General features: G+C 44.3%; 16 protein-coding genes and 1 pseudogene. 5 read left to right on the forward strand and 12 right to left on the reverse strand.

The genetic code is table 11. From position 1 onward, the window contains the following. Positions 1-3 precede the first annotated feature (3 nt). A complete protein-coding gene (gene recQ, locus EO124_RS03205; protein WP_127058303.1) occupies positions 4-1,854 on the reverse strand; it encodes a DNA helicase RecQ in 1,851 nt (616 codons plus the stop codon). Between the two features lie 150 nt (positions 1,855-2,004). On the opposite strand from recQ, the gene putP reads away from it, so the two are divergent. Next, on the forward strand, positions 2,005-3,486 hold the full coding sequence (gene putP, locus EO124_RS03210; RefSeq protein ID WP_127058304.1) for a sodium/proline symporter PutP: 1,482 nt from the start codon (positions 2,005-2,007) through the stop codon (positions 3,484-3,486). A gap of 108 nt (positions 3,487-3,594) precedes the next feature. On the opposite strand, the gene EO124_RS03215 is transcribed toward putP, so the two are convergent. Further along, on the reverse strand, positions 3,595-5,139 hold the full coding sequence (locus EO124_RS03215; RefSeq protein WP_127058305.1) for a WG repeat-containing protein: 1,545 nt from the start codon (positions 5,137-5,139) through the stop codon (positions 3,595-3,597). Between the two features lie 133 nt (positions 5,140-5,272). Between EO124_RS03215 and EO124_RS03220 the strand changes: the two are divergent. Both EO124_RS03220 and EO124_RS03225 read left to right on the forward strand, forming a co-directional pair. Further along, positions 5,273-5,455 (forward strand): annotated as a pseudogene (locus EO124_RS03220) (ammonia channel protein); the annotation flags it as partial. 79 nt (positions 5,456-5,534) lie between these two features. Further along, a complete protein-coding gene (locus EO124_RS03225) occupies positions 5,535-5,888 on the forward strand; it encodes a P-II family nitrogen regulator (RefSeq protein WP_226974666.1) in 354 nt (117 codons plus the stop codon). A gap of 208 nt (positions 5,889-6,096) precedes the next feature. Here EO124_RS03225 and nifJ read toward each other — a convergent pair whose 3' ends face one another. Further along, positions 6,097-9,627 carry a pyruvate:ferredoxin (flavodoxin) oxidoreductase gene (gene nifJ / locus EO124_RS03230; RefSeq protein ID WP_127058306.1) on the reverse strand — a complete coding sequence of 1,177 codons (3,531 nt, stop codon included), beginning with the start codon at positions 9,625-9,627 and terminating at the stop codon, positions 6,097-6,099. Positions 9,628-10,251: 624 nt separating this feature from the next. Here nifJ and EO124_RS03235 point away from each other — a divergent pair. Together EO124_RS03235 and EO124_RS03240 are read left to right on the forward strand one after the other, a co-directional pair. Further along, positions 10,252-11,181 carry a LysR family transcriptional regulator gene (locus EO124_RS03235; protein WP_021840826.1) on the forward strand — a complete coding sequence of 310 codons (930 nt, stop codon included), beginning with the start codon at positions 10,252-10,254 and terminating at the stop codon, positions 11,179-11,181. A gap of 5 nt (positions 11,182-11,186) precedes the next feature. Next, a complete protein-coding gene (locus EO124_RS03240) occupies positions 11,187-11,648 on the forward strand; it encodes a tol-pal system YbgF family protein (protein ID WP_127058307.1) in 462 nt (153 codons plus the stop codon). 234 nt (positions 11,649-11,882) lie between these two features. On the opposite strand, the gene EO124_RS03245 is transcribed toward EO124_RS03240, so the two are convergent. From EO124_RS03245 to typA, 9 genes are all read right to left on the reverse strand, one after another. Beyond that, positions 11,883-13,211, reverse strand: a complete 1,329-nt coding sequence (locus tag EO124_RS03245; protein WP_127058308.1) for a CitMHS family transporter — start codon at positions 13,209-13,211, stop codon at positions 11,883-11,885. Between the two features lie 189 nt (positions 13,212-13,400). Beyond that, positions 13,401-14,954: a citrate lyase subunit alpha gene (citF, locus tag EO124_RS03250; protein ID WP_021840219.1), complete on the reverse strand. Its 1,554-nt coding sequence runs from the start codon at positions 14,952-14,954 to the stop codon at positions 13,401-13,403. After that, positions 14,944-16,188 (reverse strand): aldolase/citrate lyase family protein, encoded by a 1,245-nt coding sequence (locus EO124_RS03255; protein WP_127058309.1) that lies wholly within the window; start codon positions 16,186-16,188, stop codon positions 14,944-14,946. Before EO124_RS03255 ends, citF begins: the two co-directional genes overlap by 11 nt. A gap of 428 nt (positions 16,189-16,616) precedes the next feature. After that, entirely contained in the window at positions 16,617-17,510 is an 894-nt protein-coding gene (locus EO124_RS03260) for a LysR family transcriptional regulator (protein WP_127058310.1), read from the reverse strand. A gap of 11 nt (positions 17,511-17,521) precedes the next feature. Beyond that, positions 17,522-18,220, reverse strand: a complete 699-nt coding sequence (locus EO124_RS03265) for a Bax inhibitor-1/YccA family protein (RefSeq protein ID WP_021840222.1) — start codon at positions 18,218-18,220, stop codon at positions 17,522-17,524. A 149-nt stretch (positions 18,221-18,369) separates the two neighbouring features. Continuing rightward, complete coding sequence (gene pyk, locus EO124_RS03270; RefSeq protein ID WP_127058311.1) at positions 18,370-20,118, reverse strand: pyruvate kinase; 1,749 nt, start codon at positions 20,116-20,118, stop codon at positions 18,370-18,372. A gap of 76 nt (positions 20,119-20,194) precedes the next feature. Further along, a complete protein-coding gene (locus EO124_RS03275) occupies positions 20,195-23,599 on the reverse strand; it encodes a DNA polymerase III subunit alpha (protein ID WP_127058312.1) in 3,405 nt (1,134 codons plus the stop codon). 159 nt (positions 23,600-23,758) lie between these two features. After that, positions 23,759-24,547: a M48 family metallopeptidase gene (locus EO124_RS03280; protein ID WP_127058313.1), complete on the reverse strand. Its 789-nt coding sequence runs from the start codon at positions 24,545-24,547 to the stop codon at positions 23,759-23,761. Between the two features lie 8 nt (positions 24,548-24,555). Further along, on the reverse strand, positions 24,556-26,367 hold the full coding sequence (gene typA / locus EO124_RS03285) for a translational GTPase TypA (protein WP_127058314.1): 1,812 nt from the start codon (positions 26,365-26,367) through the stop codon (positions 24,556-24,558). Between the last annotated feature and the right edge of the window lie 92 nt (positions 26,368-26,459).

Genomic DNA, 26,459 nt, shown 5'->3' on the forward strand with positions numbered 1-26,459 from the left:
CCTTTAATCACTGAATGTACTGATTACTTTTAAAAAGGACAGCCCGAAGCGTTGTAGTTTTGCCTCGCCGATGCCTTTAATTTTATATAAATCCGCCAATGTTTGCGGTCTCATAGACGCCATATCGATGAGTACGGTGTCGGGAAAAATCAAATACGGCGGCACTTTCAGCTGTTCGCTCAGCGTCTTGCGATGCTGGCGTAAAGCTTCAAATAAATTAGGCTTATTCGAGGCCCGCCGTTTCATGGTCATGCTGTTGCCGGCGCCGGCCACGCGCGCGACCCCCGCACTTTGACGCGGTCCGTCAGGCCGTACTTTTACGAGCTGACGACGTACTTCGGTCACCTTGGCGCTACCGTCAAGCACGGCTTCGCCGGCCGGCGTAATGCTTAAAATCGGATATTTACCGGTGGCACAATCGAGATAGCCAAGCGATGTAAATTGACGGATAAGGCCTTTTATTTCACGGTCGTCCATATCTTCCAAACGGCCAAATACAGGCAAGCGATCATAACCGTAACGCACAATTCTATCGGTGCGATTGCCGGCCACAATATCCGTAATCATAGCCGCCCCATACCGCTCTTCCGTATCAACGACCGCTTTAAAAATAGCCTTTGCTTCCTGCGTCAAATCACGCAGTGCCCCTTTGTGTAAGCAAGAACCGCAATTATCACAGCGCGTCCAGTTCACCGTTTCACCGAAGTAGTTAAGCATATACTTACGCAAACAATCCGTCGTAAAACAATAGTTAATCATCTGCTGCAATTTGCTCATTTCAATACGGCGCCGCTCCGGTTCGTGCACCGATTCATTAATTAAATACTTGTGTATCATCACATCGCGGCCACTATAAAGGAGCACACATTTTGACGGTGCCCCATCACGACCGGCACGGCCCGCTTCCTGATAGTAACTTTCCATATTGCGCGGCATCTGGTAATGCAGTACATAGCGCACATTACTCTTATCAATCCCCATGCCGAAAGCGCTGGTAGCCACCATAACGCGCACCTTATCGTAAGCATAGCGCTCCTGCTGCATCTTGCGAATTTCATCACTGAGGCCGGCGTGATAATAGCCCACCTCAACGCCCCGTTTAGCCAGTTCGCCGTACACCATTTCCACATCTTTACGGGTGGCACAGTAAATAATCCCGTTCGCCGCATCATGGTCCGCCACGAACTGCAACACATATTGCAGCTTATTCTGCGGTTGCACCACTTCGAAGGATAAATTGGGCCGGTCAAAACCGGTTACATGGACGGTAGCATTTTCTAAACCGAGCAAGCGCTTCATATCGTTTTCCACTTCGCGCGTGGCACTGGCCGTAAAGGCCCCGATAACCGGTCTCTTTGGTAATTCCGCAATAAACGGTGCTATGAGCTGATACGAAGGTCTGAAATCATGGCCCCACTGCGATACGCAATGAGCTTCATCGATAATGACCTGGTCGATAGGCAATTCTTTGATGAAGTTTCTAAACCAGTCCGAGCTTAATCGCTCCGGCGCCAAATATAACATTTTAATGCGCCCCTGTCGCAGAGCTTGTAATACCTTGAGGGACTCATCCTTATCTTGCGTGCTGTTTAAATACGCCGCCGGGATTTTTTGCATCCTAAGGCCGTCTACCTGGTCCTGCATTAAGGAAATTAACGGTGAAAAAACGATGGTCAAACCGGGTTTTAGTATGGCGGGAATTTGAAAACAAATCGATTTGCCCGCACCGGTTGGCATAATGGCGATCACATCTTTATTGGCCAAGAGTGACGCTACCGGCACTTCTTGCGCCGGTCGGAACGAAGTATAGCCGAAGAAATGAGCCAATGCCGCCTCTGCCTGTTTATGAGCCATATCCGTTCACATCCTTTCCAATCCGAATTATCATATCATATTATTTTACCATTTTTTTAGCAAAAACACATCACCTTTAATATAGTAGAAACTGTATTTTTATGCTAAAATATAAGAATCTATTATTACGAAAGGGGGGTGCATCTAAGTATGCACGATCAATTCTCGATTATTCTCGCCTTTGCCATCTATCTGGGCTTGATGATGTACATTGGCATTTATTACTATCGAAAGTCACGTAATCTGAGTGATTATATTCTGGGAGGTCGTAAACTGGGACCCTGGATTACTTCCATGAGTGCCGAAGCGTCCGACATGAGCGGTTGGATGCTTATGGCCCTTCCGGGCTTTGCGTATAGCACCGGGATTTCAGCCATATGGATTGCCATCGGCCTTGCCGGCGGTACCTGGCTAAACTGGGCCTTTGTATCGAAGCGTCTGCGCAACCATACGGAAGTAGCCAATAACAGTTTAACCATTCCGGACTATTTAAAAAACCGCTTCCGCGACACTTCACGAATCTTACCGATTGTATCCGCTATCTTTATCATTATCTTCTTCTTGATCTACACATCATCGGGATTCGTAGCCGGCGGTAAACTGTTTACCACTATTTTCGGACTTGATTATAATATATCCCTCCTCATTACGGCGGGTGTTGTTATTTTCTATACCTTCCTGGGCGGTTTCTTAGCCGTAAGTTGGACCGACTTTATTCAGGGTACCATGATGTTCTTTGCGATTTTATTAATTCCTATCGCAGCAGCCTTTACTTTGAACGGTCCGATTAATACGGCTCATCTAATTGCCACGGAATTCCCGCAAGGTCTTTCCATCTGGGGGCCTGAAACGGATACTTATACCTTAGTTATCGGCATTATTTCTTCTGTTGCTTGGGGGCTTGGCTATTTTGGTCAACCGCACATCTTGGTTCGTTTCATGGCCATCTCCGATGCGCGTGAACTCAAGAAAGCTACCAACATCGCCATGGTTTGGGTTGTTATTTCCCTTATAGCCGCCGTAATGGTTGGTCTCGTTGGTAAAGTATTCCTCAGCACACCGCTCACCGGTGCTGATGTGGAAAAAGTATTCCTCGTTATGAACGAAGAACTCTTTCCGCCATTCGTAGCCGGTCTTATATGGTCCGCAGTACTTGCTGCCATCATGAGTACCGCTTCCGGACAGTTATTGGTAACGGCCTCTTCCGTTTCTCAGGACTTGTATAAAAACATCATCGGCCATCGCACCAGCGATCAGGAATTAGTACTTATCAGCCGTATTACGGTACTTGTGATTTCCGCCATTGCCTTATGGCTCGCTCTCGATCCGAACAGCTACATTTTAACCATGGTAGCCTATGCGTGGGCCGGCTTTGGTGCCGCTTTCGGTCCGGCCATTTTGCTCTCCCTCTTCTGGCGCCGCATGACCTTAAAAGGTTGCGTAGCCGGCATTGTGGTTGGTGGCTTGACTGTGCTTATTTGGAAACAGTTCGAGTGGTTCGGTATCTACGAAATCGTGCCGGGCTTCTTGTTCTCCCTCATCGCTATTTATGTGGTAAGCCTTTTAGACAATCCACCATCTAAAGAAATTACCGATGAGTTCGATGAAGCACAGCGCATGCATATTTTATAACATTTTCATAAAAACACAAAAGCTGAGGCAACAAATCGTTGCCTCAGCTTTTTTTAGTTATATGGACTATCGATTAACCGATTCAAAACTTGGGTTATAGGACAAAACTTATCGGAATATCATCACAGCTTCGCCCGTAGGCACAATAAATTGAATATCTTTGTAAGTCGGTTCAACGAGCCACTGACCGTTAATCGTCATAATCCCCCATTTACCACCTACTTTTACGGCTGTATAATCGCCGATAAAATTAGAGACTTTCTGGATTTTGATATCCTTGGCTTCATAGACTACCTGACCTGTTTTATCGATGATTTTATACCCTGTAAAACCATCACCTAAAAGCGAATCGCCCGTAACCCAGGCATATCCTTCGGCACCGTAATAGGTATGTTTAGCCCCCTTGGATAAGCTAAACATTTCTGTACGAGCCGGCTCCATTTTATACACCCGCTTGTTATCTGCCGTCGTGGCCACGATATAGCTATCATTCATAAAATCAATGCCATCGTAAATAAACAGCAGCACATTCTTGTTCGTTAAATAGTTTAGCACGCCTCGTTTTTCCGTATGCTTATTCTTAAGGGCAATATACGAATCGGAAAGATTAATCCCTTCAAACGTATAGTCACCGAACGGAATGAGGAAGTTACCTTTTTTATCCACAACAGCCAACTGATTGTCGTTTTCGATAATGGTCCCGAATGGCATCATCGGATATACATAGTCCAGTTTACTGTCCACTACAATGCGGCCGTCACGATCGATATAACCGCGCTTTACCTTATCGCGCGCCACTTCAACACCACCGAAGCCGAAAAAGCCGTCGTCATAATCGCCCCAGCCAAAATAACCGCCGTGACCATGACCAACGCCGATGCCGATACCAAGGCCGCTGTCACCGCCGCCGAAAATACCGCCAATGGCAAGGCCGCCAAAGCCTCCAAATAAATTAAAGCCGGATGCTCGCCGTTCTATTTGCGCTAATCCGTCATTATACGGCGATACATAATCGGCCGCCACCGTAAAGAGCTCACTGCCCGTACCGTCAATGCCCACAATCTGGCCTTTTTCCGTTTTTACAAAAGCTCGGTCTTCGCTGAACGAAGCCACTACATCTTTATACTTCGGTGCGATTACGATTTGATCACTTACATTTTTAAAACCATACCGTTTAGTGCTTTCATCCTTAAACGGAAAATACAAATCGGAGGCATAGCCTTGGCGCTTAATCATAGGTGCATCCAATTTAACCCCTACGGCTGTTTTTTCTTTCGGATTACTGAACACCAATTCATGACCGCGGTTAGCACTATTTACCGTTTTATAGGCCGGTTGAACAACATATTCACCTTTTGAGTCCAAGAGACCATAGCCGCCCTTAGTTTGCACAATGGCAATGGCGCGATTTATCTCTTTAAGTGCATTGGCATCTTCCCCTTTTACAGCGCTATCAGCCATGGCAACGCCGTCATGCTTCAAGGTTGGCCACAACTGACCGTTACCTGCATAGGTTACTTCATCACTGAGTACTACTGTAGGTGGCAAATAATTTACCGTATCGGTTATGGTCGCCTGACTTTGACCGTAACCTAAGCAAAAAGTACATACAGCAGCTACTAACCATGTTTTTGTTCGCTTTGAAACTTTCATATAACTACCTCCCAACAAACGTATTACACACTCACTTGTTAGTTACTCATATTATATGACGCGCCATTCAAATTAGCAATATAGACCATTCCCCTTATAATACAGCCTTGCCGCATGCCCTGCTGCTGTTCTCTTTTCTGTTATCGGCACTGTTATCATCTTTAAAGTAGTCAGCCTCTTTATGGATATGCGTGTCAGCATCGGTGCTGAATCTTTAGGTGTTGATATTAGTGAACATGGTGAAGAAGCATATAATCAGTCTGAATTTAAAAGTAGCGGCCGTTTTATTACGTCCGATCACCATTCACTGGTTTAGGTTGGTTTTCATAAAAAATAGTTTACCAACAATACAATACTGTTAATTAACATACAAAGGATGTGGTAGCGTGAAACGGATGAAAAAAGTAGATATAATAGCCCGCGCAGAACAATTAGAAGATCTAAAAGAAGCTTTGAATCGTATAGGCGTTCAAGGTATGACGGTGTCTCAGGTATTTGGCTGTGGTTTGCAAAAAGGACATACCGAAGTATATCGCGGGAAAGAATATACCGTAAATCTAGTGCCTATGGTAAAAGTTGAAACTGTTGTCTGTGATATACCGGTCGATCTGGTAATGGATACGGCCCGCGATACTTTGCAGACCGGCGAAGTTGGTGATGGTAAGATTTTTGTATATGACGTGGAAGATGCTATGCGGATTCGAACCGGTACGCGTGGTACTAACGCTGTGACTGATGATGAAATATAATAAAAGCGGTTTGAAGCTCACTCGTAGCTTCAAACCGCTTTTTTGGTATGGTTGTATAAGTAAATAAGGGCTAAATCTTACAAAGTAACATACAAAAACCGCAAGGGCTTCTAAGAAACCCTTGCGGTTTTGTATTACAGGTCTCACTGTTTACCGCTAGGCGGTAACCTCACAATTGCTTGGCTAACAGTCAAAACCTAAATTTTTATTATTGTACTTCGTCAAAACCTTTTTGAAGGCGTACATAGCTCTTACGACGTTCAATAGCGTCACGTTCAGTTTTAGCGAACAATTCTTCAGCCATTTCAGGAGCAGCTTTCTTCAAGGATGCATAACGAACTTCGTTCATTAAGAAATCACGGAAGTTTTCAGTTGGTTCTTTGGAATCCAAGCTGAATGGGTTTTTGCCTGCTTCTTTAAGAGCTGGGTTGTAACGATAGAGATCCCAGTAACCGGCTGCAACAGCACGACGTTGTTCTTCCTGAGCGTTACCCATACCGCCTTTAATACCATGGTTGATACATGGAGCGTAAGCGATAATCAAGGATGGACCTGGATATGCTTCAGCTTCGGTAATAGCTTTCATCAACTGGTTCTTATCAGCACCCATGGATACTTGAGCTACATATACGTAACCGTAAGACATAGCCATCATGCCAAGGTCTTTCTTCTTAGTACGTTTACCGCTGGCAGCGAACTGAGCTACGGCAGCTGTATGAGTGGATTTAGAAGACTGACCACCGGTGTTGGAGTAAACTTCGGTATCGAATACGAATACGTTGATGTCTTCGCCGGAAGCCAATACATGGTCAAGACCACCGAAACCGATATCGTAAGCCCAACCGTCACCACCGAAGATCCACTGGGAACGTTTAACTAAGTATTGTTTCTTAGCCAACATTTCTTTAACTTCAGGAGTTTGTTCAGCTGCTTCCAATTCTTTAACTAAAGCGGCAACGCGTTCACGGGAACCTTCGCCCTGGTCTTTAGCTTCCACCCAGTTTTCAATAGCTTCTTTCAAGCTTGGAGCTGCATTTTCAGCAATTGTTTGAGCAGTTTCAGCCAACTGAGCGCGAACTTTATTAGCACCGATTAACATACCATAGCCGTATTCAGCGTTGTCTTCGAACAAGGAGTTAGCCCATGCAGGACCAAAGCCGGCTTGGTTAGTAGTGTATGGAGATGCAGGCATGGAAGCACCCCAGATGGAGGAACAACCGGTAGCATTAGCAATAACCATACGATCACCGAACAATTGAGTAATCAAACGAGCATATGGAGTTTCACCACAACCTGCGCAAGCTCCGGAGAACTCGAGAAGTGGAGTTTCGAACTGGCTACCTTTAACAGTTTCTTTCTTCATTGGGTTTGGTTTTACAGGTAATTTAACTGCATAATCCCAAGTTTCAGCAAATTCCATTTCGCCGTCGATAGGACGCATTTCAATAGCTTTGCCTTTAGGGGAAGGACAGATATTTACACAGTTGGAGCAACCTAAGCAGTCAAGTGGAGATACAGCAATACGGAATTGAAGATCTTTAGCACCTAAAGCTGGGATTGCTTCGAAGTTGTCAGGACCGGCAGCTACTTCTTCAGCTGTTGCCAATACAGGACGGATAGTTGCGTGCGGACATACGAACGCACATTGGTTACATTGGATACAGTTTTCTTTGATCCAGTGTGGAACGAAGAGAGCAGCACCACGTTTTTCATAAGCAGCAGTACCGGCAGGTAAAGTACCATCTTCGAAACCTGTGAAAGTACTTACAGGTAAATCATAACCTGCTTGAGCATTTACAGGTTTAGCAATGTTTTCTACATAGCTTGGGCAAGACTGGCAACCAGGTTTAACTGCTTTTTCACCGTTGTCAACTGCGTCTTTCCAAGATGCAGGAACGTCGATTTTAACAAGAGCGTCAACGCCTTTGTCGATAGCAGCGTTGTTCATGTCAACAACGTTCTGACCTTTTTTACCGTAAGTTTTTTCTACGGAATCTTTAAGGTATTCAATAGCTTTATCAACAGGGATAATGTTTGTCAATTTGAAGAATGCAGACTGACAAATCATGTTGATACGGCCGCCTAAGCCGATTTCACGAGCAATTTCAGCAGCATTGATGATGTAGAAGTTTAATTCTTTTTCAGCAATGGTACGACGAAGTTTTGCAGGTAATTTTTCTTCTAATTCTTCAGGAGTCCAAGTACAGTTCAAGAGGAATGTACCGCCTTTTTTGATACCGCGAAGGAGGTCATATTCATGAACATAGGACTGACGATGACAAGCGATGAATTCAGGTTCGGTTACGAGGTAAGGTTTGTTGATAGGAGTCTTACCGAAACGAAGGTGAGACATCGTTACGCCACCGGATTTTTTGGAGTCATAGTCGAAGTATGCTTGAGCATACATATCAGTGTGGTCACCGATGATTTTGATAGCGGATTTGTTGGCACCTACAGTACCGTCAGAACCGAAGCCCCAGAATTTGCAGCCTGTTAAGCCTTCTGCAGTAACAGATACGCCTTCAGCACGTTTCAAGGACAAGTTGGTTACATCGTCTTCGATGCCCAAAGTGAAGAAACGTTTAGGAGCGTCAGCAAGCATGTTATCGAATACAGACACGATGTCGGCAGGGATAACGTCTTTGGAGCTCAAACCGTAACGACCGCCATATACTTTAGCATTAATGTCGTTCTGTACTAAAGCAGCTTGTACGTCGAGGAATAAAGGTTCAGCCAAAGCACCAGGTTCTTTAGTGCGGTCTAATACAGCAACGCGTTCTACTGTCTTAGGCAAAGCAGCTACGAAACGATCGGTAGCGAATGGACGGAACAAGTGAACTGTTACCATACCAACTTTGCGGCCTTGTTTGTTCAAGTAGTCAACTGTTTCTTCTACTACTTGGCAGCTGGAACCCATAGCTACGATAACGTCAGTAGCATCAGGAGCACCATGGTAGTTGAACAACTGGTAGTTACGGCCGGTAATTTTGTTGATTTCAGCCATGTAGTGTTCTACTACGTTAGGAACTTCAAGATAGAATGGGTTGGAAGCTTCGCGATGCTGGAAGTAAATATCAGGGTTTTCAGCAGTACCGCGAGTTACAGGAGCATCAGGATTCAAAGCGCGTTTGCGGAATTCTTCAACTGCTTCCATATCTACTAATGGTTTTAATTCGTCATAGTCAAGAACTTCAATTTTCTGAATTTCATGAGAAGTACGGAAACCATCGAAGAAGTTGATGAAAGGTACGCGAGTTTTAATAGCTGTCAAGTGAGCTACAGGGGAAAGGTCCATAACTTCCTGTACGGATGCTTCGGAAAGCATTGCACAACCTGCGGCACGAGACGCCATAACGTCCTGGTGGTCACCGAAAATGGCCAATGCGTGTGCAGCAAGAGCACGAGCTGCTACATGGAATACGCCCGGTAATAATTCACCGGCTACTTTGTACAAGTTAGGGAGCATTAACAATAAACCTTGAGAGGAAGTGAATGTAGTTGTTAAAGCACCTGCTTGTAAGGAACCGTGTACAGCAGCGGCAGCACCGGCTTCAGATTGCATTTCTACAACCTGTACTGTATGGCCGAAAATGTTTTTACGACCTGTTGCAGCCCAGTCATCAACGTGTTCCGGCATTGGAGAAGACGGAGTGATTGGGAAAATCGCTGCTACTTCAGTAAAACCGTATGCAACGTGAGCCGCAGCCTGGTTGCCGTCCATAGTTTTCATTTTACGCATGTTAAAAAAGCCTCCTTAAGCATTAAGAATGAGTTTTACACTTGCTTACCCTTATTATCTCAGGAACAAATTCCCCCGCACCTAGCGCATATCTATGTCGATTACTGCATAAACGCACGATAAGACCCTATAGTATAATGAATACACTATAGGATTTAATTTTATACCGCGTATAAATTTTTGACATACATATTGGCAAATCGCTTCTAATTCGCATTGCTTCTACATTCTAAGCAACAAAGGACGTTAAATTTAATGCATTCTTTGTCGTATTTTTCGTAAAAGCATTGCCTATCTTGCAAAAATGTAATAATATAATAGTTATTAAAACTCTTTTGCATTTGGAGGACCTATTTCATTCCTAAAATAACAATTCGATATAGCCTCATGCTTTAATTATACAATTATAACGTGCATATAGCAACTGAAAGAGGCGTATCGGGCTTGCTAATTATGAGATGTTGAGTTGATATTTTTTCATAGGTTCTCAATATTGCGAATGCTTTTCAATAAGATATTTTTTGCCCCCTTAACCGCTCCATTTGGTTCAAGGTATGACTATAACTCATTCTTGAAAAGCAGCTTCGAGTTTTTCATATATTATTTAACTAGTCGAGGTGTATTATGGATTTTCATCATTTAAAGTACTTTGTAGAAGTAGCCGATCAAAAAAGCTTCAGTAAGGCAGCTCGCAATCTGCATATTTCCCAGTCCGCCATCAGCCGTACCATCAAGGCTTTGGAAGATGAATTGGGCGTCGTTTTGTTCATGCGTAATGCCAAATCTGTAGAGTTAACTGACGGCGGCACTATTTTCTTAACACATGCCAAACGGGTTGTATTTATGTTTGAGCATTTAAAAGTAGATTTTGAGAACGAATTTCGTTTGGAACAAGGCTCTATTCTCATCGGTTTACCACCGATTACGGATGCACCGATTTTTGCGCAGCTCTTGGGCGAATTTAAACGTGCTTATCCGCAGATTGAATTGGAATTATATGAACACGGTTCCAAGAAAATCGAACTTAGTGTCCAAGAAGGTCTTATCGACATCGGTATTATTTGTACGAAACCAAATCCTAAAGAATTTGAATCGTTCTACCTCACCAGCGATCCGTTGTGCGTAATCTTACCGCGCGATAACCCGCTCGCTAAAGAAAAAGAAATCTCCCTTGATATGTTGTCCGAAGAATCCTTCGTACTCCACAAAGATGATTTCAATCTTCATGATGAAGTTGTTAAATCTTGTAAACATGCCGGCTTCCAACCGCACATCGTCTTCGAAACCAGCCAGCGCGATCTCATGCTTCAGACTGTAGGGGCTCACTTGGCTATCGCTTTATTGCCTAGCCGCCTCTGCCCTACTAAAGGTGAAAACACTAAAGTTGGAACCAGCGTAGTGGTTCGTCCGTTGGTTCGCCCTGAAATTACTCATACTTTATATGTAATCTGGAAAAAAGGTCATTATTTATCTCATGCGTCCCGCTTGTGGCTTGACTTCGTAACGGCTAAATTGCCGTTGCCAAGCGGTTCTATTGCAACTGAAGGGAAATAAGCGCTATGAGTGAGGAACGCCCTCGCCATCAAAGAATTAAGAATATAGGCAACTATTTGTTGCAAACGGTAAAAAAGACCGGCTTTTGGCTCTGCCTCATTATTATCGCCATGGCCGGTTATATAGCCTACCAACAGGCACAAATCGATGAGTTGGCCTCCCAGGTTTACGGTCAACACAATATGAGTGATTCGGACAGCTTCGACTATCGTATCACTAATCTGGAACATATCAGTAACGCCCATGCAGCCCGTTTAAAAGAAGCGGAAAAAGATATATGGATATTGCGCAAGGAAATCGATAATCTCCAGTGGCGCCTCATGCAGTTGGAATGGATACATCCGGAAATAACGGTCCCTCAAGCAGAGCCCACTAAACCATCACTGAAAGATTTCAACAGCAATCCGGGTAATGTTCCGTTCCCGTTAAAACCGGACGAAAGTATTATGAGTAATGAAACGCCTTAATCACGCACACCTCAGTGGTTAGGCATAGAAAAACTAAACATAAATGCAAAATAAAAGCTGCGGATTGAATTCGATTCGCAGCTTTTTATTACGACTATGTGCGTGTACAGCTCAGCCCAGATACTACGACTAAGCGCTCATAACAAAACGACGCCGCTCCCGAAGGAGCGCCGTCGTTTTTTATTTGCATTATATTATGTTTTTATTAATAATTCCTCACCATAACCTGACGGCTTAGATGTGGAATAAACCTAACATAGCACCGCAAGCCAAGGAAATTAAGGACATTACGAAAAGACGTGGAGCACAGAATTTCAACATATCTTTAATTTCGATACCGGCCAAGCCGCAAGCCAAGAATGTAGTTGCAGCATGTGGAGTTACCAATACGCCGTAGTTTTTGGAAATCAACATAGCCATAGCCATGTCCTGAGGGTTTACACCGAATTTTTCACCTACGCTGATAGCCAATGGTACCAAGCCGAAGAAGTAGGAGTCAGTACCAAGCAACATACCGATAGGTACACCGAGGATACCGAATACAGTCTGTAAATGTGGTCCTAAGAAATCAGGAACAAGAGCGATTAACATAGTAGCCATGTTATCCATCATTTTAGTACCGCTCAAAACGCCGAGGAATACGCCGGATGCCAACAAGATCATAGGCATTGTTAAAGCCGTATCAGCATGCATTTTGATAGCTTTAGCCTGCGCTTTAGCGCCCGGGAAGTTAACGATTAAGGCAATAGCCAAACCGAACATGAACGCACCGTACAAAGGAATCTTCGTGAAGCAGAGTAACAAGATAACAACTAAAGTTAAAAGACCGTTGAACCATAACAATTTAGGACGTTTCATAGCTTCAATATCTTCAGTAGTAGCATTGCTGTCAGCCGGTACGATAGAAGAATCGAGCAAAGCAGCTTCGCCGGTAGGGTTAAGGCCCGCACCGCGGCGTTTTTCAACTATGCCCATGTAAGCGGCAAATACTATTAAGATTACAAGGCCAACACCTTGCAATGGAATCAATTCCTGCCACAAAGCGTTTACGTCAGCGTTCAATACAACGCCGGTACGAGCTACCGGACCACCCCATGGTACCAAGTTCATGATACTCATAGCAGCACCGATGATACAAACTAATACAACCGGACGAATGTGCAATTTCTTATAGATTGGCAACATAGCAGGGATTGTAATTAACAATGTGGAAGCCAACGCACCATCCAAGTGACCGATTACAGCAATCATAGCTGTAGCAATGGTTACCAACATAATGTTGTTACCGGCTTTTTTAGCCAAGTAGTTAACCAATGGGTCAAATAAACCAACGTCACTCATTAACGAGAAGTATACGATAGAGAAAATAAATAATACCGCAGTAGACCAGGTTTTAGATACACCGGTTTGTACAAACTTATAAATATCTTCAGGACCGAAACCTGCAATTACGGCCGCGATAATAGGTACGATTACGAAGATCGGCACCGGATTTGTCTTAGATTGGATTAAGGCCCATACGATGATAACAATCATCATCAAGCCAAGAAAACCTAAAAACATGAGAAAATCCTCCTTTAAAACGACTACAAAATAAATGAGAAAATTATCATATCACAATATATAATGCGTTAACAACTCGCTGCCGAGTGAGATTAATAAACTTAATCTCACTCACAGGAGTCTTTTTATTAAAGTCGACTACCTAATCACAGTCAGCATTACTACTGATTGGAGCAGACATTAATGCCATTAGTCTAAAGGTTTACGAACCACGTCGATGATAGTGCCATCACGATATTCTACAATAGCTACTACGTCTTCGTCTTTATCGCTAACAGTTACACCTTCAGGTTTACCTACCAAGTCGAAGGCCAATTTTTGTAATTCTTCAATCGTATAGATTGGCAAATTGGAATCTTTGAAGCGTTCGATAAGGTCGGTACGACGAGGGTTGATAGCGATACCGCGTTCAGTTACGATAACGTCTACGGATTCACCCGGTGTAATTACTGTCTGAACGTTGTCGAGAATCATTGGCAAACGACCGCGAACGAGCGGACAAGTAATTACTGTGCATTTAGCACCGGCTGCTGTATCACTGTGACCGCCGGAAGCGCCCATGAGGATGCCGTTGGAATCAGTCATGCAGTTAACATTGAAGTTAGTATCGATTTCGGTAGCACCTAAGAATACTACGTCGAGATAGTTTGTCATGTTGTCGGTCCAAGGATCGGCGTACATGGAGGCACTCATTTCGATATGGTTAGCATTTTTATGTAAAGAAGCTGCTGCATCAGTATCAAATGTTTGGGTATCATAGATAGCTTCGATTAAGCCGTCTTCCAACATGCCCGCTAATACACCGGTAGCACCGCCGATGCCAAAACCGGCTTTAACACCTTGGGCTTTCAATTTTTCGCCAATAAATTTAGCAACTGTCAAAGGAGCTCCGCCGGCACCTAACTGGAAGGAGAAACCTTCTTTGATGATGCCTGCCTGATCCAAGAATTCAGCGGCCATTTCGGCGATTTTAATCTGGATTGGGTTTTTAGTAAAACCAACCGCACCGGAAGCAATACCTGCAGGGTCGCCGATAGCTTCGACTTCAACGATGTAATCTACATCAGTTTGAGGTACGGAATATGGATATACATAGTCAACCAAGTTATCGGTAATAGCTACTGTTTTATCAGCATAATGAGAGTCTACCATAGCATAGCCGAGAGCACCGCAAGCGGATTTACCTTGCATGCCGGTAAAGTTACCGCGACGATCGCAAGTTGGGGCGCCCATGAAAGCTACATCGATGTGAAGCTCGCCGGAAACGATGGCACGAGCACGACCACCGTGAGAACGAATCACTACCGGACGTTTTAATACGCCTGGGTTTTTCGTCAAGAATTTACCGAGTGCATCACGTAAACCGGATGTTTCGATAGCTGTTACGGTACCATCTTTAATCATATCGATTAAGAAGTCATGACATGGGCTCAAAGAGCTGGATGCTACAGTAATGTCTTTAATGCCTTTAGCCTGAATGCGTTCCATAACCATTTTCATAACATAGTCACCATTGCGGAAATGATGGTGGAATGATACAGTCATACCGTCTTTTAAGCCGGTTTTTTCAATAGCTTCGTCGATGGAAGCCAATAATTTATCGGCACCGCCTTTATTATATTTAGCAACCGGACGACCGGCACGGTGCATTTTTGGCTCAACTGCGAACTCGCCTTGATACACTTCACGGCCTTCAAGAGCCGGAATATTCATTGGAATTTCGCGATTTGCTTTATTTAACATTGATTTCAGCTCCTTCATCTACTTCTACTTTAATCCCGGCAGCACGTGCTTTGTCCACGATACGTTGTGCACGTACTACGATAGGACCGTCAATCATTTTACCGTCTACGGCGATTACGCCTTTATTATTTTTCAAAGCATCAGCATAGCTGTTCAATACTTTTACGGAGTGAGCAATTTCTTTTTCATCCGGTGTGAATACTTTGTGAGCTAATTTAATCTGGCTTGGATGGATACAAGATTTACCGTCAAAACCGAGGGCTTTAATGTATTCAACTTCTTCAACGAAACCTTCAGGATCTTTAACGTCGGAGAATACAGTATCAACACAACGGATGCCGGCTTCACGGGCAGCTAACAAGATGGACTGACGAGCGAATGCCAATTCAACAGCCGGTTTATGTTTACCGGTACGAAGGTCGGCACGATAATCTTCAGCGCCTAAAGCTATACCTACTACGCGAGGTGCGTGGCAGATTTCACGAACATTGTAAAGGCCTTTTACGGATTCGATAGCTACGATAATATTAATCGTACCTTCTTCCCAGCCGTTTGCTTTTTCTACTTCTTCAATCTTACGAGCTACGATTTCAACTTCGGAAACGTCTTCCGTTTTAGGAATACGAATCAAGTTAGGTTTAGCCGGTACGATTACATCGAGGTCATCATAACCGTAAGGAGTCTGAGTCGGATGGTTAATACGAACTACCGTTTCAGAACGGAAGGTCATGCTTTTTAAAGCTTCAGCCGTCATCAAACGAGCCGTATCTTTTTCCGTTACAGGGATGGAGTCTTCAATATCAAACATCAAGCTGTCAGCACCGTGGATGTCAGCACTGTTGATCATTTTAGGAGTATTGCCCGGTACAAACATCATGCTGCGGGAAATACGTGCTTTAGCTGCTTCGCTTAAAGGTAATGTTTTGGCTTCTACAGGACGAGTTTCGTCGTGAGCTACCGGAGCTTTCGGTTCGGAACCGCGTTCCAAGGCACCGAGTACACGAGCTTTAATGGCATAGTCCCAAGCGGCTTTATCGTCGGCAATAACTTTTACTCCGTCATAACCGGCTTCTTTAACCGTTCTTACGATTAATTCTTCAATGTGTTTACCATACTGGCGTTGAACTTTGGAAGTCAATTCCACTTCAATACCGGCCGCAATTGGTTCAACTGTTACAAGACAATCTTGCTTTTCGTCAAAACCGACAGTCGCTGCCTTTACTAATTTGTTCATAGCTTCGCATCCTTTCCTGACGAATCGAATTACTGAAAAATAAAATAACGATAAAAGTTAAGGAAATACATCAACATTTAAACTACTGATAATAATTTAAGCCATTACATAACTTAGATTTGAATTTTAAACATTTTTTTATCTCTTACTTCTAAAAACATTATATCTACCTTCATCATATAAAGATAATAAAAAGCCGTTATATACTGTATAAATTTTTTATACACATTTTTTCATTCCATAGATTACATTTAGTAATGTGTTATAAATACGCATAAAAAAAGAATCTTTTTGCATTTAGCAAAAAGATTCTTAAAAATTATCACTGCATTTGCAATTTCCATATAAGAAAAAGTTCTTTTGGGCTTTACAAAAAGTAAAACGTAAGATTCGTTCAACACAAGTTTACACCTGTCTACGAAACGTCGTTAAAACTGTATCGTTACCGGTGAATTATCTTTATAATATTCTTGTACATAATCTATAAACGTTTTAACGGCAATTAATTTATCACTCACTTCATTGAAGTATAAAAACGTACTGCGCACCCAAGGCTTGCCGTCTTTCTGATAAATCGGTTCCACATAGATTCCTTCATCTTTGCAGGAACCAAGCCCTAAATACGGCAAGATTGACCAACCGAGACCTTCACGCACGAAGTGACGACAAGTAACCATAGAGTCCATCTCCATAGCCGCTTCATGACTTTTCGGTAGATTTTCATTACACCATGTATCAAGAACGGTAGTAATCGAACCGTCCGAACGATATTGAATGAGCGGCAAATCCGCCAACTCATCAATTGTAACCGGATCTTTATAAACCAAGCAATAAGGCTCTTCAAAGAGCTTAATACTGCTGCTTGCTTCTTTATGATTGCCCCGAGCGATTGCTACGGCCACTTCCCCGCTGTTAAACATCTTATTTACATGGGAGCTGTGCCCGGTTTTTACTTGGATATGAATATTGGGATATTGCTTCGTAAATTTACCCAATAAATGCGGCAACTGATAGTCCGCGAAGTTGATGGACGAAGCAATTTTTAAAGTCCCTTGTATCTCTCCGCTCATCTCACCGATAGCCTGCTTCAAGCTTTCCATTTCCTGGAGCATGCGACGGCAGTAAGCATGAAAGACTTCGCCTTGAGGCGTCAACGTAATCCCTTCACTGGTACGAAGTAATAACGGACTCCCCAAGTCTTCTTCCAAATGGCGCAGACGATAACTCAACGCCGGTTGGGATAGAAATAGTTTTTCAGCGGCTTTTGTAATATTGCCTTCTTCCACAACTGTTACAAAAGTTTGCCATTCCCGTTCATCCATTAAATCCCTCCTCAGTCTCTACGGAAAAACCGCAATAAGGATAAGAAGATATTAATGAAATCCAAGTACAACATTAACGCGCCGATTAATTCAACCCGTTCCAACACTTCGTCATCTTCAAGGGCTACCGTGGTCAATATCCCTTTAATACGATTCACATCAACGGCCGTAAAAATCGTGAAGATAATCACACCGAAAGCACCGAGGGCTAAATTAACGAAACCATTTTGGAATACGAAAACATTAAGCAAGCTCACGATAATAAGCGCAATAACAGCACCTAACAAATAGGTCGTCCACGATGTTAAGTCACGTTTAACCACACCGCCGATAACCGCAAAGGTACCGAAAAACGCCAACGTCCCCACAAAAGCATAAAAGAACGCCGTCGTACCGTACACCATACTTAAGGCCGCCAATGTAAGGCCATTTAAAATAGAGTAAATAAAGAACATGCTTTTCAGCGTAGTCAAGCTGGCCGACATCTGCCGCGCACTGAATAAGAAGACCGCACCCAATTCCAAGATCAACAAAATATTGTAGTTGGAAACAGCCAATGAAAGCCATTGAGGGTTAAATAAAGCTGCCAACATAGTAACAAATGTTGTCAAAATTCCCCAGCCCATCCAGAGCATGGAGTTGCGCAATTTACGCGCTACAATCTGCGAAATTACAGATTGATCCGCATTCACGGGCATTGAATAGTTCATATATACCTCCTCAATCAAATCTGTCACGGCTCAAATCGGCCTCTTAATATAAAATCTTGCTTGTGCCACTCACCTTGACACAAGCAAGATTTACGTCACTACCTATTCAGCATGCCTCAGCAATACCTTAATACGCACTAGCAATACAATTAGCGTGCGTTGGCAATGCCTTCAAATACTTTACCGCGGGAGCCGTCGACAGTTACAACTTCACCATTATTAATTACAGTTTCTGCATTTCTTACACCTAAAATTACGGGAATACCGAAGTTAATCCCGGCAATAGCAGCCGCCGAAGTATAGCCGTCTTCAGCCGCAATAATAGCACCGGCTCGTTTAGCAAATGGCATTAATTCAGGTTCTAACGTACGAACTACCAACACATCGCCATCGCGGAAACTCTGCCCTGCCATTTCAGCATTATAAGCGAGGCAAACACGGCCCGTAGCGGCACCTTTACCTACACCATTGCCACTTAATACGGCTTTGCCTACTACATGTACACGAATCATGTTGGTCGTACCGGCCTTACCGGATGGTACCCCGGCGGTGATAACAACCAAATCGCCGGATTCAATATGATTTTCAGCCAAGGACGACGTAATCGCACTGTATACCATTTCATCGGAATTTTCATGGCCGGCACCAAGCACGGCTTCAACCCCCCAGTATAACTGCACACGGCGAACCGTAGCTTCATGCGGGGTAACCGCTAAAATTTTAGCGCGCGGACGGTTACGGGAAATACTCATAGCCGTTTTACCCGTTTCGGTACAAGTAATGATGGCCGCCGCATCAAGATTCTTAGCCACCGTTACGGTAGCCACACTGATAGCATCCGTTGTTTGCACCGTATCGGCTGCAAAGGGATGTTCAATATTGCAATACAAAGTAGAATGTTCCGTTACTTCCGCAATGCGTGCCATCGTTTGAACCGCTTCCACCGGATATTTGCCGCCTGCCGTTTCGCCGGACAGCATTACCGCATCAGTACCATCCAAAATAGCATTCGCTACGTCACTGGCTTCGGCACGTGTAGGGCGAGGGTTATTCGTCATAGATTCCAACATTTGAGTGGCCGTAATTACAGGCTTCGAGGCTTTGTTACATTTAGTAATCATCATCTTCTGAAGAACCGGTACTTCTTCAGCAGGAATTTCAACGCCAAGGTCACCACGAGCTACCATGAGGCCGTCGGACATGCGTAAAATATCATCTAAATTATTGATACCTTCTTCATTTTCAATCTTGGAAATGATTTTAATATCTTTGCCTTCTTCTTCCAAAATGCGGCGAATAGCCACTACATCAGTGCCGCGCTGCATAAAGGAAGCGGCTACATAGTCCACATCCATTTGGCAACCGAAACGCAAATCTGCCATATCGCTTTCCGAAACCGGTGGCAAGCTGAGTGGAATGCCCGGTACGGCTACGCGTTTACGATCGCTCATAGGTCCGTTGTTTTTAATTGTCGTGTAAATTTCGGTGCCTTCGATTTTTTCTACCTGCAAGGTAACCAAACCGTCGGATAATAAAATTTCGCACCCTACTTTAACGTCATCCACTAAGCCTTTATGGTTAACCGAACAAATGGTAGCATCCCCTTCAATATCGCGCATAGTAAGTGTAAACGGTTTACCCGCTTCAAGCATTACTTTGCCGTCTTTAAAATGACCTAAACGAATTTCAGGGCCTTTGGTATCAAGCATAAGTGCTACCGGAATACCGGTTTTCTTCGAAGCAGCGCGCACCGCTTCCATACGTTTCGTATGTTCGTCATAAGAGCCATGTGAAAAATTGAAGCGTGCTACGTTCATACCGGCCTGTAGCATCTGTTCCAATACGCCGGGCGCATCAGTGCTCGGTCCAATGGTACAAACAATTTTAGTCTTTTTCATAGTAAATACCTCACTCATAATGGATTGGAATAAAGCCTATGTTTTCCCTTCATAGTAACCATTATACACTAATCAATTAAAGTATTTCTACACTATCGGGGCCTAAAATTTCTTCCACCGCCCGGCATATTTCAGTCCCGGGGGCAAAATAGTATTCTTTGGCTACATCAATGCGTTTCCGTTGACGATGTAAATAAAAGGTGACCGGTACCGTCCCGGTTGCTTTCAGGAGTAATTTTTTCAACGCATTACTGGCCTCGGCCGTGTCAAAACCGGGACGAATATGAATAACAATACGCTTGGCCGTATCGTAATTAACTTTTAACGGCTTAATCGTATCGGCAATAATCTGTACGCCTTTTTCATCCGCATCAATCCGGCCCGAAATGCGTACCGCCATATCTACGGCCAGCATGGCCTGATACTGCTGAAACTTTTGTGGGAAGACGACGATAGACGCGGATCCGGAAAAATCTTCGAGCCGAATAATGGACATCACATCATTGCGCCGCGTAATTCGATCGGTTTTCTCTACAATGAGGCCCCCTACGGTCACTTCCTGTTTATCGTATTGTTCCGGATTTTCATTAAGTTTACCCACTTCGAAAAGACCTTTTAATTCAGCTTCATAGGAATTAAGAGGATGGCCGGAAATATAAAAACCGGTATATTCTTTTTCATCGCGCAATTTTTCATCCATGGTCAAATCGTCGAGCTTTGGCACTTCAATGGTTTCCGCCACGGACGGTTCATCACCGAAAAGGCTCATAGTGCCGCGGGCTTCTTCTTTTTGAAGGCGCTGTCCCAAACTCTGCGCTCCTTCATACATGGCGAGGAGCTGATTGCGGTTTTCCTTAAAGCTGTCCATGGCGCCGCAACGAATTAAGCTTTCCAGTAAGCGTTTATTTACCACGCGCGCATCGACCCGTTTGCAAAAATCAAGAATGGAGCTGTATAAACCGTTCCGGTGGCGCTCTGCTAAGAGTTGTTCCACCGCATTATCGCCTACGCTCTTAACGCCACCCAAACCGAAACGAATAGCACCGTTCTGTACGGCAAAAGCCTGTTCCCCGTAATTAATATCAGGGCCCAGCACTTCGACGCCGCGCTTTTTACAGTCATTAATATAATACGTCAGTTTATCCACGTTGGTCATGAAACTACTCATGGTAGCCGCCATAAATTCAGGATAATAATGAGCCTTCAAATAGGCCGTCTGGTACGCAATATAAGCGTAGGCCGCACTGTGGGATTTGTTAAAACCGTAGCCCGCAAAGTATACAAGCAAATCGAACACTTCATTGGCAATAGCTTCCGGAATGTTATTTTGCACCGATCCGGCAATGAAGGATTCCCGTTGCGCTTTAAGGACGGATTCTTTCTTTTTACCCATGGCACGGCGCATTAAATCCGCTTGTCCGAGACTGAAACCACCCATGGCGGAGGCAATCTGCATAACCTGTTCTTGGTACAAAATAACCCCGAAGGTATCCTTCAAAATCGGTTCCAACAACGGATGTAAATAGGTAATTTCCATCTCCCCGTGACGGCGTTTAATAAAATCTTCCACCATGCCGCTGCCCAAAGGCCCCGGACGATACAAAGCAACCAAAGGAATGAGGTCCTCAAAATGCTCCGGTCGTAAATCCATAACGAGCTTAGTAATCCCATCCGATTCAAGCTGGAATACGCCCGGCGTATCACCGCGGGTTAAGAGGTCACACGCTGCCTTGTCGTCAAGGGGAATTTTATCGAGGTCAATATCAATGCCGCGATTAGCTTTAATGAGCTTCAACGCGTCATCCATAACAGTCAACGTCCGAAGGCCCAAGAAGTCCATCTTCAAAAGGCCCAATTCTTCGATATTATCTTTATCATACTGCGTAACAAAACCCGCGTCATTGGAGTTCTGAATCGGCACATGGTCTTCCAACGGCGCCGCCGAAATCACGACGCCCGCCGCATGAGTGGAGGCGTTGCGCACAATACCTTCCAGTTTACGGCCATAATCAAAGAGTTCACGAACCTTCGGATCCGTATCATAGAGCTGCTTTAAATCTTTACCCTTCAACGCTTTGTCGAGCGTAATGCCCAATTCATTGGGTATCATCTTAGCCAGGCGGTTCACTTCAGGCAACGGGTGATCGAGCACGCGGCCCACATCGCGAATAACGGCGCGCGCCGCTTCCGTACCGAAGGTGATAATCTGAGCCACCCGAGCTTGACCGTATTTTTCCGTTACATATTCGATAGCCTTACCGCGTTTTTCATAACAGAAGTCAATATCAATATCAGGCATGCTGACACGTTCCGGATTCAAAAAGCGTTCGAAGAGTAAATTATATTTAAGCGGATCAAGGCCGGTGATGCCGAGCAGATACGCCACCACGGAACCGGCCGCACTACCACGACCGGGCCCTACTAAAATGTCGTGCTCACGAGCGTAACGCACATAATCCCACACGATGAGGAAATAATCGTCAAAACCCATTTGGGCAATAACGGCGAGTTCATAATCAAGCCGTTCTTTCAGCTCCGGTGTCATCGTACCGTACAGTCGCGGCACTTCTTTTTCACACAAATGACGCAAATAGGTAGTCGCCGTTTCCCCTTCCGGCACATCGAAATGAGGCAAATGATGCTCATCAAAATTAAATTCCACATTACAACGGTCCGCAATGGCCAAGGTATTTTCCATGGCACCCGGAATATGACTGAATAATTCCGCCATTTCGTCGCCGCTCTTCATATAAAACTCATCGTTCGGGAATTTAAGTCGATCCGTCTCAGCCACTTTGGCGCCGGTCGCAATGCAGACCTTAATATCTTGCGCATCCGCATCTTCTTTTAATACATAATGAAAGTCATTGGAGCATACCAAGCCTACGCCATACTCTTTGGCTAACTGAATGAGTGCTTCCTGCGCTTTCACTTCGGCGGGTAAGCCGTGATTCTGTATTTCTAAAAAGAAATTATCCTTGCCATAAATATCTAAATAGGTTTCCAGTGCTCGTTTGGCCCCTTCCGGATTATCCTGCAATACACATTGTGGAATTTCCCCTTGAATACAGGCACTCAAGGCGATGATACCTTTACTGTGTTCTTTTAATAATGCGTGATCAACACGAGGTTTGCGGTAAAACCCCTCCGTAAAACCACGGGATACGATTTTAGTCAAATTCTGATAGCCTTCCATGGTCTCAGCCAGCAAAATCAAATGTTTCAATCGCTCTTGCCGACTTGCGTCTTTATCAAAACGGCTGCCCGTCGTGACATACACTTCGCAGCCGATAATCGGCTTTATCCCCGCACTTTTTGCTTCTTTATAAAAATAAATGGCACCACACATGTTACCATGGTCCGTAATCGCCAAAGCGGGCATGTTGAGTTCTTTGGCACGGGCTACCATTTGCGGCAGGCGACTAATGCCGTCCTGCAAGCTGTATTCAGTGTGGCTATGCAAATGAACAAATGGTTTCATGGTTCCCTCCTCAATCAAAATTATATAAAAAGGACCGACCCCGAGGTCAGTCCTTTTACTGTATCTGTACCTTATTTAATTATATCATAAGTTGGAAGTCGTACTGCTTAATTATCAAACATTACTATGAAATAGCCTTCCGGCGAACGGGAATATTCGTTAACGACCTCGAAAATAATGAGTCAATTCACGACGCACCATCTGCCACTGGGGCATAAATTCAGCCACTACCTGCCAAAAGCGAGCGGAATGGTTCGGTTGAATAAAGTGGGCAAACTCATGAATCATTACATATTCTAAGAACAAACGAGGTCCCATCAATAATTTCTGATTGATCATTATCCGCTCGGTCACAAGCGAGCAGGAACCCCAGCGAGTTTTCGCTTCGCGAATACGAAGTTTTGGATAGGGCACATCATAACCGGCTGCAATATAGCGATGATAAATACGATCACGCATATCTTTCACTACATCTTCTACCAAATGCTCCCAGAAATCCGCCATTAACGCCGCTCGTTCAGTCACTGTGCTATGCGGTTTGACAAACATATAAATATTCGCGGGTTCCGATTCACTCCAAGTCACGTAAGGTGCATGATGGAGTTTTGCCGGTGCCACTGTCAAATGAGCTTCATAGCCCAGAATGGTAAACAATTCGCCTGTTTCATACTGATACGGTCTCACATCAGCCTGTTTAGCTTGATGATCTTTGAAGCGTTGCCGGGCTTTATCGATAAACCCTTCATGCTCCGATACAAATTGAGTAACGGTTTGAGCGGGCATACGCCACGGTGCCGATACCTTGACCGTGCCGTCCGGCATGACGCGGAGGTTCATGTTTTTGACAGCCTTCCACGTCACCGTATACGGTATAAGCTCACCGGCTATTCGTAATTCATATGTCTTCGACTGTGTCTTACGCGACGACCGTCGCTGCCACCAACTCATAGTATCGCTTAGCGAGCGTTTTTAGCTGCTTTAGCACGGGCAGCACGATCCAAAATAGTTTTACGCATGCGAATGCTGTGCGGTGTTACTTCTACCAATTCGTCGTCATTAATCCATTCCAAAGCCTGTTCCAAGCTGAAAATACGAGGCGGTGTCAAACGAACAGCTTCGTCAGAGGAGCTGGAACGCATGTTGGTAACATGTTTTTTCTTACATGGGTTAACATCCATGTCAGTTTCACGAGAGTTTTCACCGATAATGCGACCGGTGTAAACCGCTTCGTTAGGACCTACGAATAAAGTACCGCGATCCTGTACGGAGTTCAAACCGTAAGGAGTTGTTTCGCCGTCTTCAAAAGCTACCAAAGCGCCGCGCGTACGGCTTGGAATATCGCCTTTGAACGGTGCATACCCATGGTACACATGGTTCATGATACCATTACCTTTAGTGCTGGTTAAGAATTGAGCACGGAAACCGATAAGACCACGGGCAGGAATGATGAATTCCATACGGAGGTAACCGGCCAATTCGGTCATGTTGATTAATTCGGCTTTACGAACGCCCAAGTTTTCCATAACGGTACCCATGAATTCCTGAGGTACGTCGATGGTTAAGTATTCTAATGGTTCGCAGAGCTGATCGTTAATGCGTTTGTAAATTACACGAGGTTTACCAACCTGTAATTCATAGCCTTCACGACGCATAGTTTCGATTAAAACGGCCAAATGAAGTTCACCGCGACCGAATACTTTGAAGGAATCCGGCGAATCGGTTTCTTCTACTTTCATGGACACGTTGGTTTCTACTTCTTTGAACAAACGGTCACGTAAATGACGGCTCGTTACATAATCCCCTTCACGACCGGCAAACGGGGAGTTATTAACGGAGAACATCATGGACAAAGTAGGTTCGTCAATCTTAATAGCCGGTAATGCTTCCGGATGTTCCGCATCAGCTACGGTTTCACCGATGTTGATGTCTTCGATACCTACGAAAGCAGTGATGTCACCCATGGCGGTTTCATCGGTTTCTACGCGGTTCAAGCCGTTGTAGGTATAAACACGACCGATTTTAGCTTTACGAGTACTTTCGCCGTTCATGATTACAACCTGTTGGTTAGTTCTCATGCGACCGCGAACAATACGACCAACGGCGATTTTACCTACATAATCATCATAGTCAAGGGTTGTAACCATGAACTGCAATGGGCCGTCAATGTCGCCCTGCGGAGCCGGAATTTCTTTTAACAATACTTCGAATAAAGGCTGCATATCTTTGCCTTCATCGTCCATGGACAATTTAGCAATGCCGTCACGAGCGGATGCATATACAACCGGGAAGTCCAACTGATCATCATCGGCTTCGAGTTCCATGAAGAGTTCCAATACTTCGTCTTCTACTTCGTGTACACGTTGGTCCGGACGGTCAATTTTGTTGATAACAACGATTGGTTTTAATTTCTGTTCCAACGCCTTACGAAGTACGTATTTAGTCTGTGGCATTGGACCTTCAAAAGCGTCAACCAACAACAATACGCCGTCAACCATGTTGAGTACGCGTTCTACTTCGCCGCCGAAGTCAGCATGGCCCGGGGTGTCAACGATGTTGATTTTTACGCCATTATGCATGACAGCCGTATTTTTAGACAAAATGGTAATACCACGTTCTCTTTCAAGATCGTTAGAGTCCATAACACGCTCTGCCACTTTTTCATTCTCTCTAAAAATATGGCTTTGTTTTAAAAGGGCGTCCACCAAGGTTGTTTTACCATGGTCAACGTGCGCAATAATTGCGACATTACGAATATCTTCGCGAATCATGTATGTATGCCTCCTGTTTCGCTATAAAAAATATTAACTACTGATATAGTCAAAAGTATCAATCTATATAAATAACAGTTAATTATAACATA

The sequence above is a fragment of the Veillonella ratti genome, assembly GCF_003992115.1.
In the GTDB taxonomy this organism is placed as follows: Bacteria; Bacillota; Negativicutes; order Veillonellales; family Veillonellaceae; genus Veillonella_A; species Veillonella_A ratti.

Excerpts from the sequence above, each read along its gene's own strand:
- recQ (WP_127058303.1), bottom strand. The coding sequence starts at position 1,854 with ATGGCTCATAAACAGGCAGAGGCGGCATTGGCTCATTTCTTCGGCTAT.
- putP (WP_127058304.1), top strand. The coding sequence starts at position 2,005 with ATGCACGATCAATTCTCGATTATTCTCGCCTTTGCCATCTATCTGGGC.
- EO124_RS03215 (WP_127058305.1), bottom strand. The coding sequence starts at position 5,139 with ATGAAAGTTTCAAAGCGAACAAAAACATGGTTAGTAGCTGCTGTATGT.
- EO124_RS03225 (WP_226974666.1), top strand. The coding sequence starts at position 5,535 with ATGAAAAAAGTAGATATAATAGCCCGCGCAGAACAATTAGAAGATCTA.
- nifJ (WP_127058306.1), bottom strand. The coding sequence starts at position 9,627 with ATGCGTAAAATGAAAACTATGGACGGCAACCAGGCTGCGGCTCACGTT.
- EO124_RS03235 (WP_021840826.1), top strand. The coding sequence starts at position 10,252 with ATGGATTTTCATCATTTAAAGTACTTTGTAGAAGTAGCCGATCAAAAA.
- EO124_RS03240 (WP_127058307.1), top strand. The coding sequence starts at position 11,187 with ATGAGTGAGGAACGCCCTCGCCATCAAAGAATTAAGAATATAGGCAAC.
- EO124_RS03245 (WP_127058308.1), bottom strand. The coding sequence starts at position 13,211 with ATGTTTTTAGGTTTTCTTGGCTTGATGATGATTGTTATCATCGTATGG.
- citF (WP_021840219.1), bottom strand. The coding sequence starts at position 14,954 with ATGTTAAATAAAGCAAATCGCGAAATTCCAATGAATATTCCGGCTCTT.
- EO124_RS03255 (WP_127058309.1), bottom strand. The coding sequence starts at position 16,188 with ATGAACAAATTAGTAAAGGCAGCGACTGTCGGTTTTGACGAAAAGCAA.
- EO124_RS03260 (WP_127058310.1), bottom strand. The coding sequence starts at position 17,510 with ATGGATGAACGGGAATGGCAAACTTTTGTAACAGTTGTGGAAGAAGGC.
- EO124_RS03265 (WP_021840222.1), bottom strand. The coding sequence starts at position 18,220 with ATGAACTATTCAATGCCCGTGAATGCGGATCAATCTGTAATTTCGCAG.
- pyk (WP_127058311.1), bottom strand. The coding sequence starts at position 20,118 with ATGAAAAAGACTAAAATTGTTTGTACCATTGGACCGAGCACTGATGCG.
- EO124_RS03275 (WP_127058312.1), bottom strand. The coding sequence starts at position 23,599 with ATGAAACCATTTGTTCATTTGCATAGCCACACTGAATACAGCTTGCAG.
- EO124_RS03280 (WP_127058313.1), bottom strand. The coding sequence starts at position 24,547 with ATGAGTTGGTGGCAGCGACGGTCGTCGCGTAAGACACAGTCGAAGACA.
- typA (WP_127058314.1), bottom strand. The coding sequence starts at position 26,367 with ATGATTCGCGAAGATATTCGTAATGTCGCAATTATTGCGCACGTTGAC.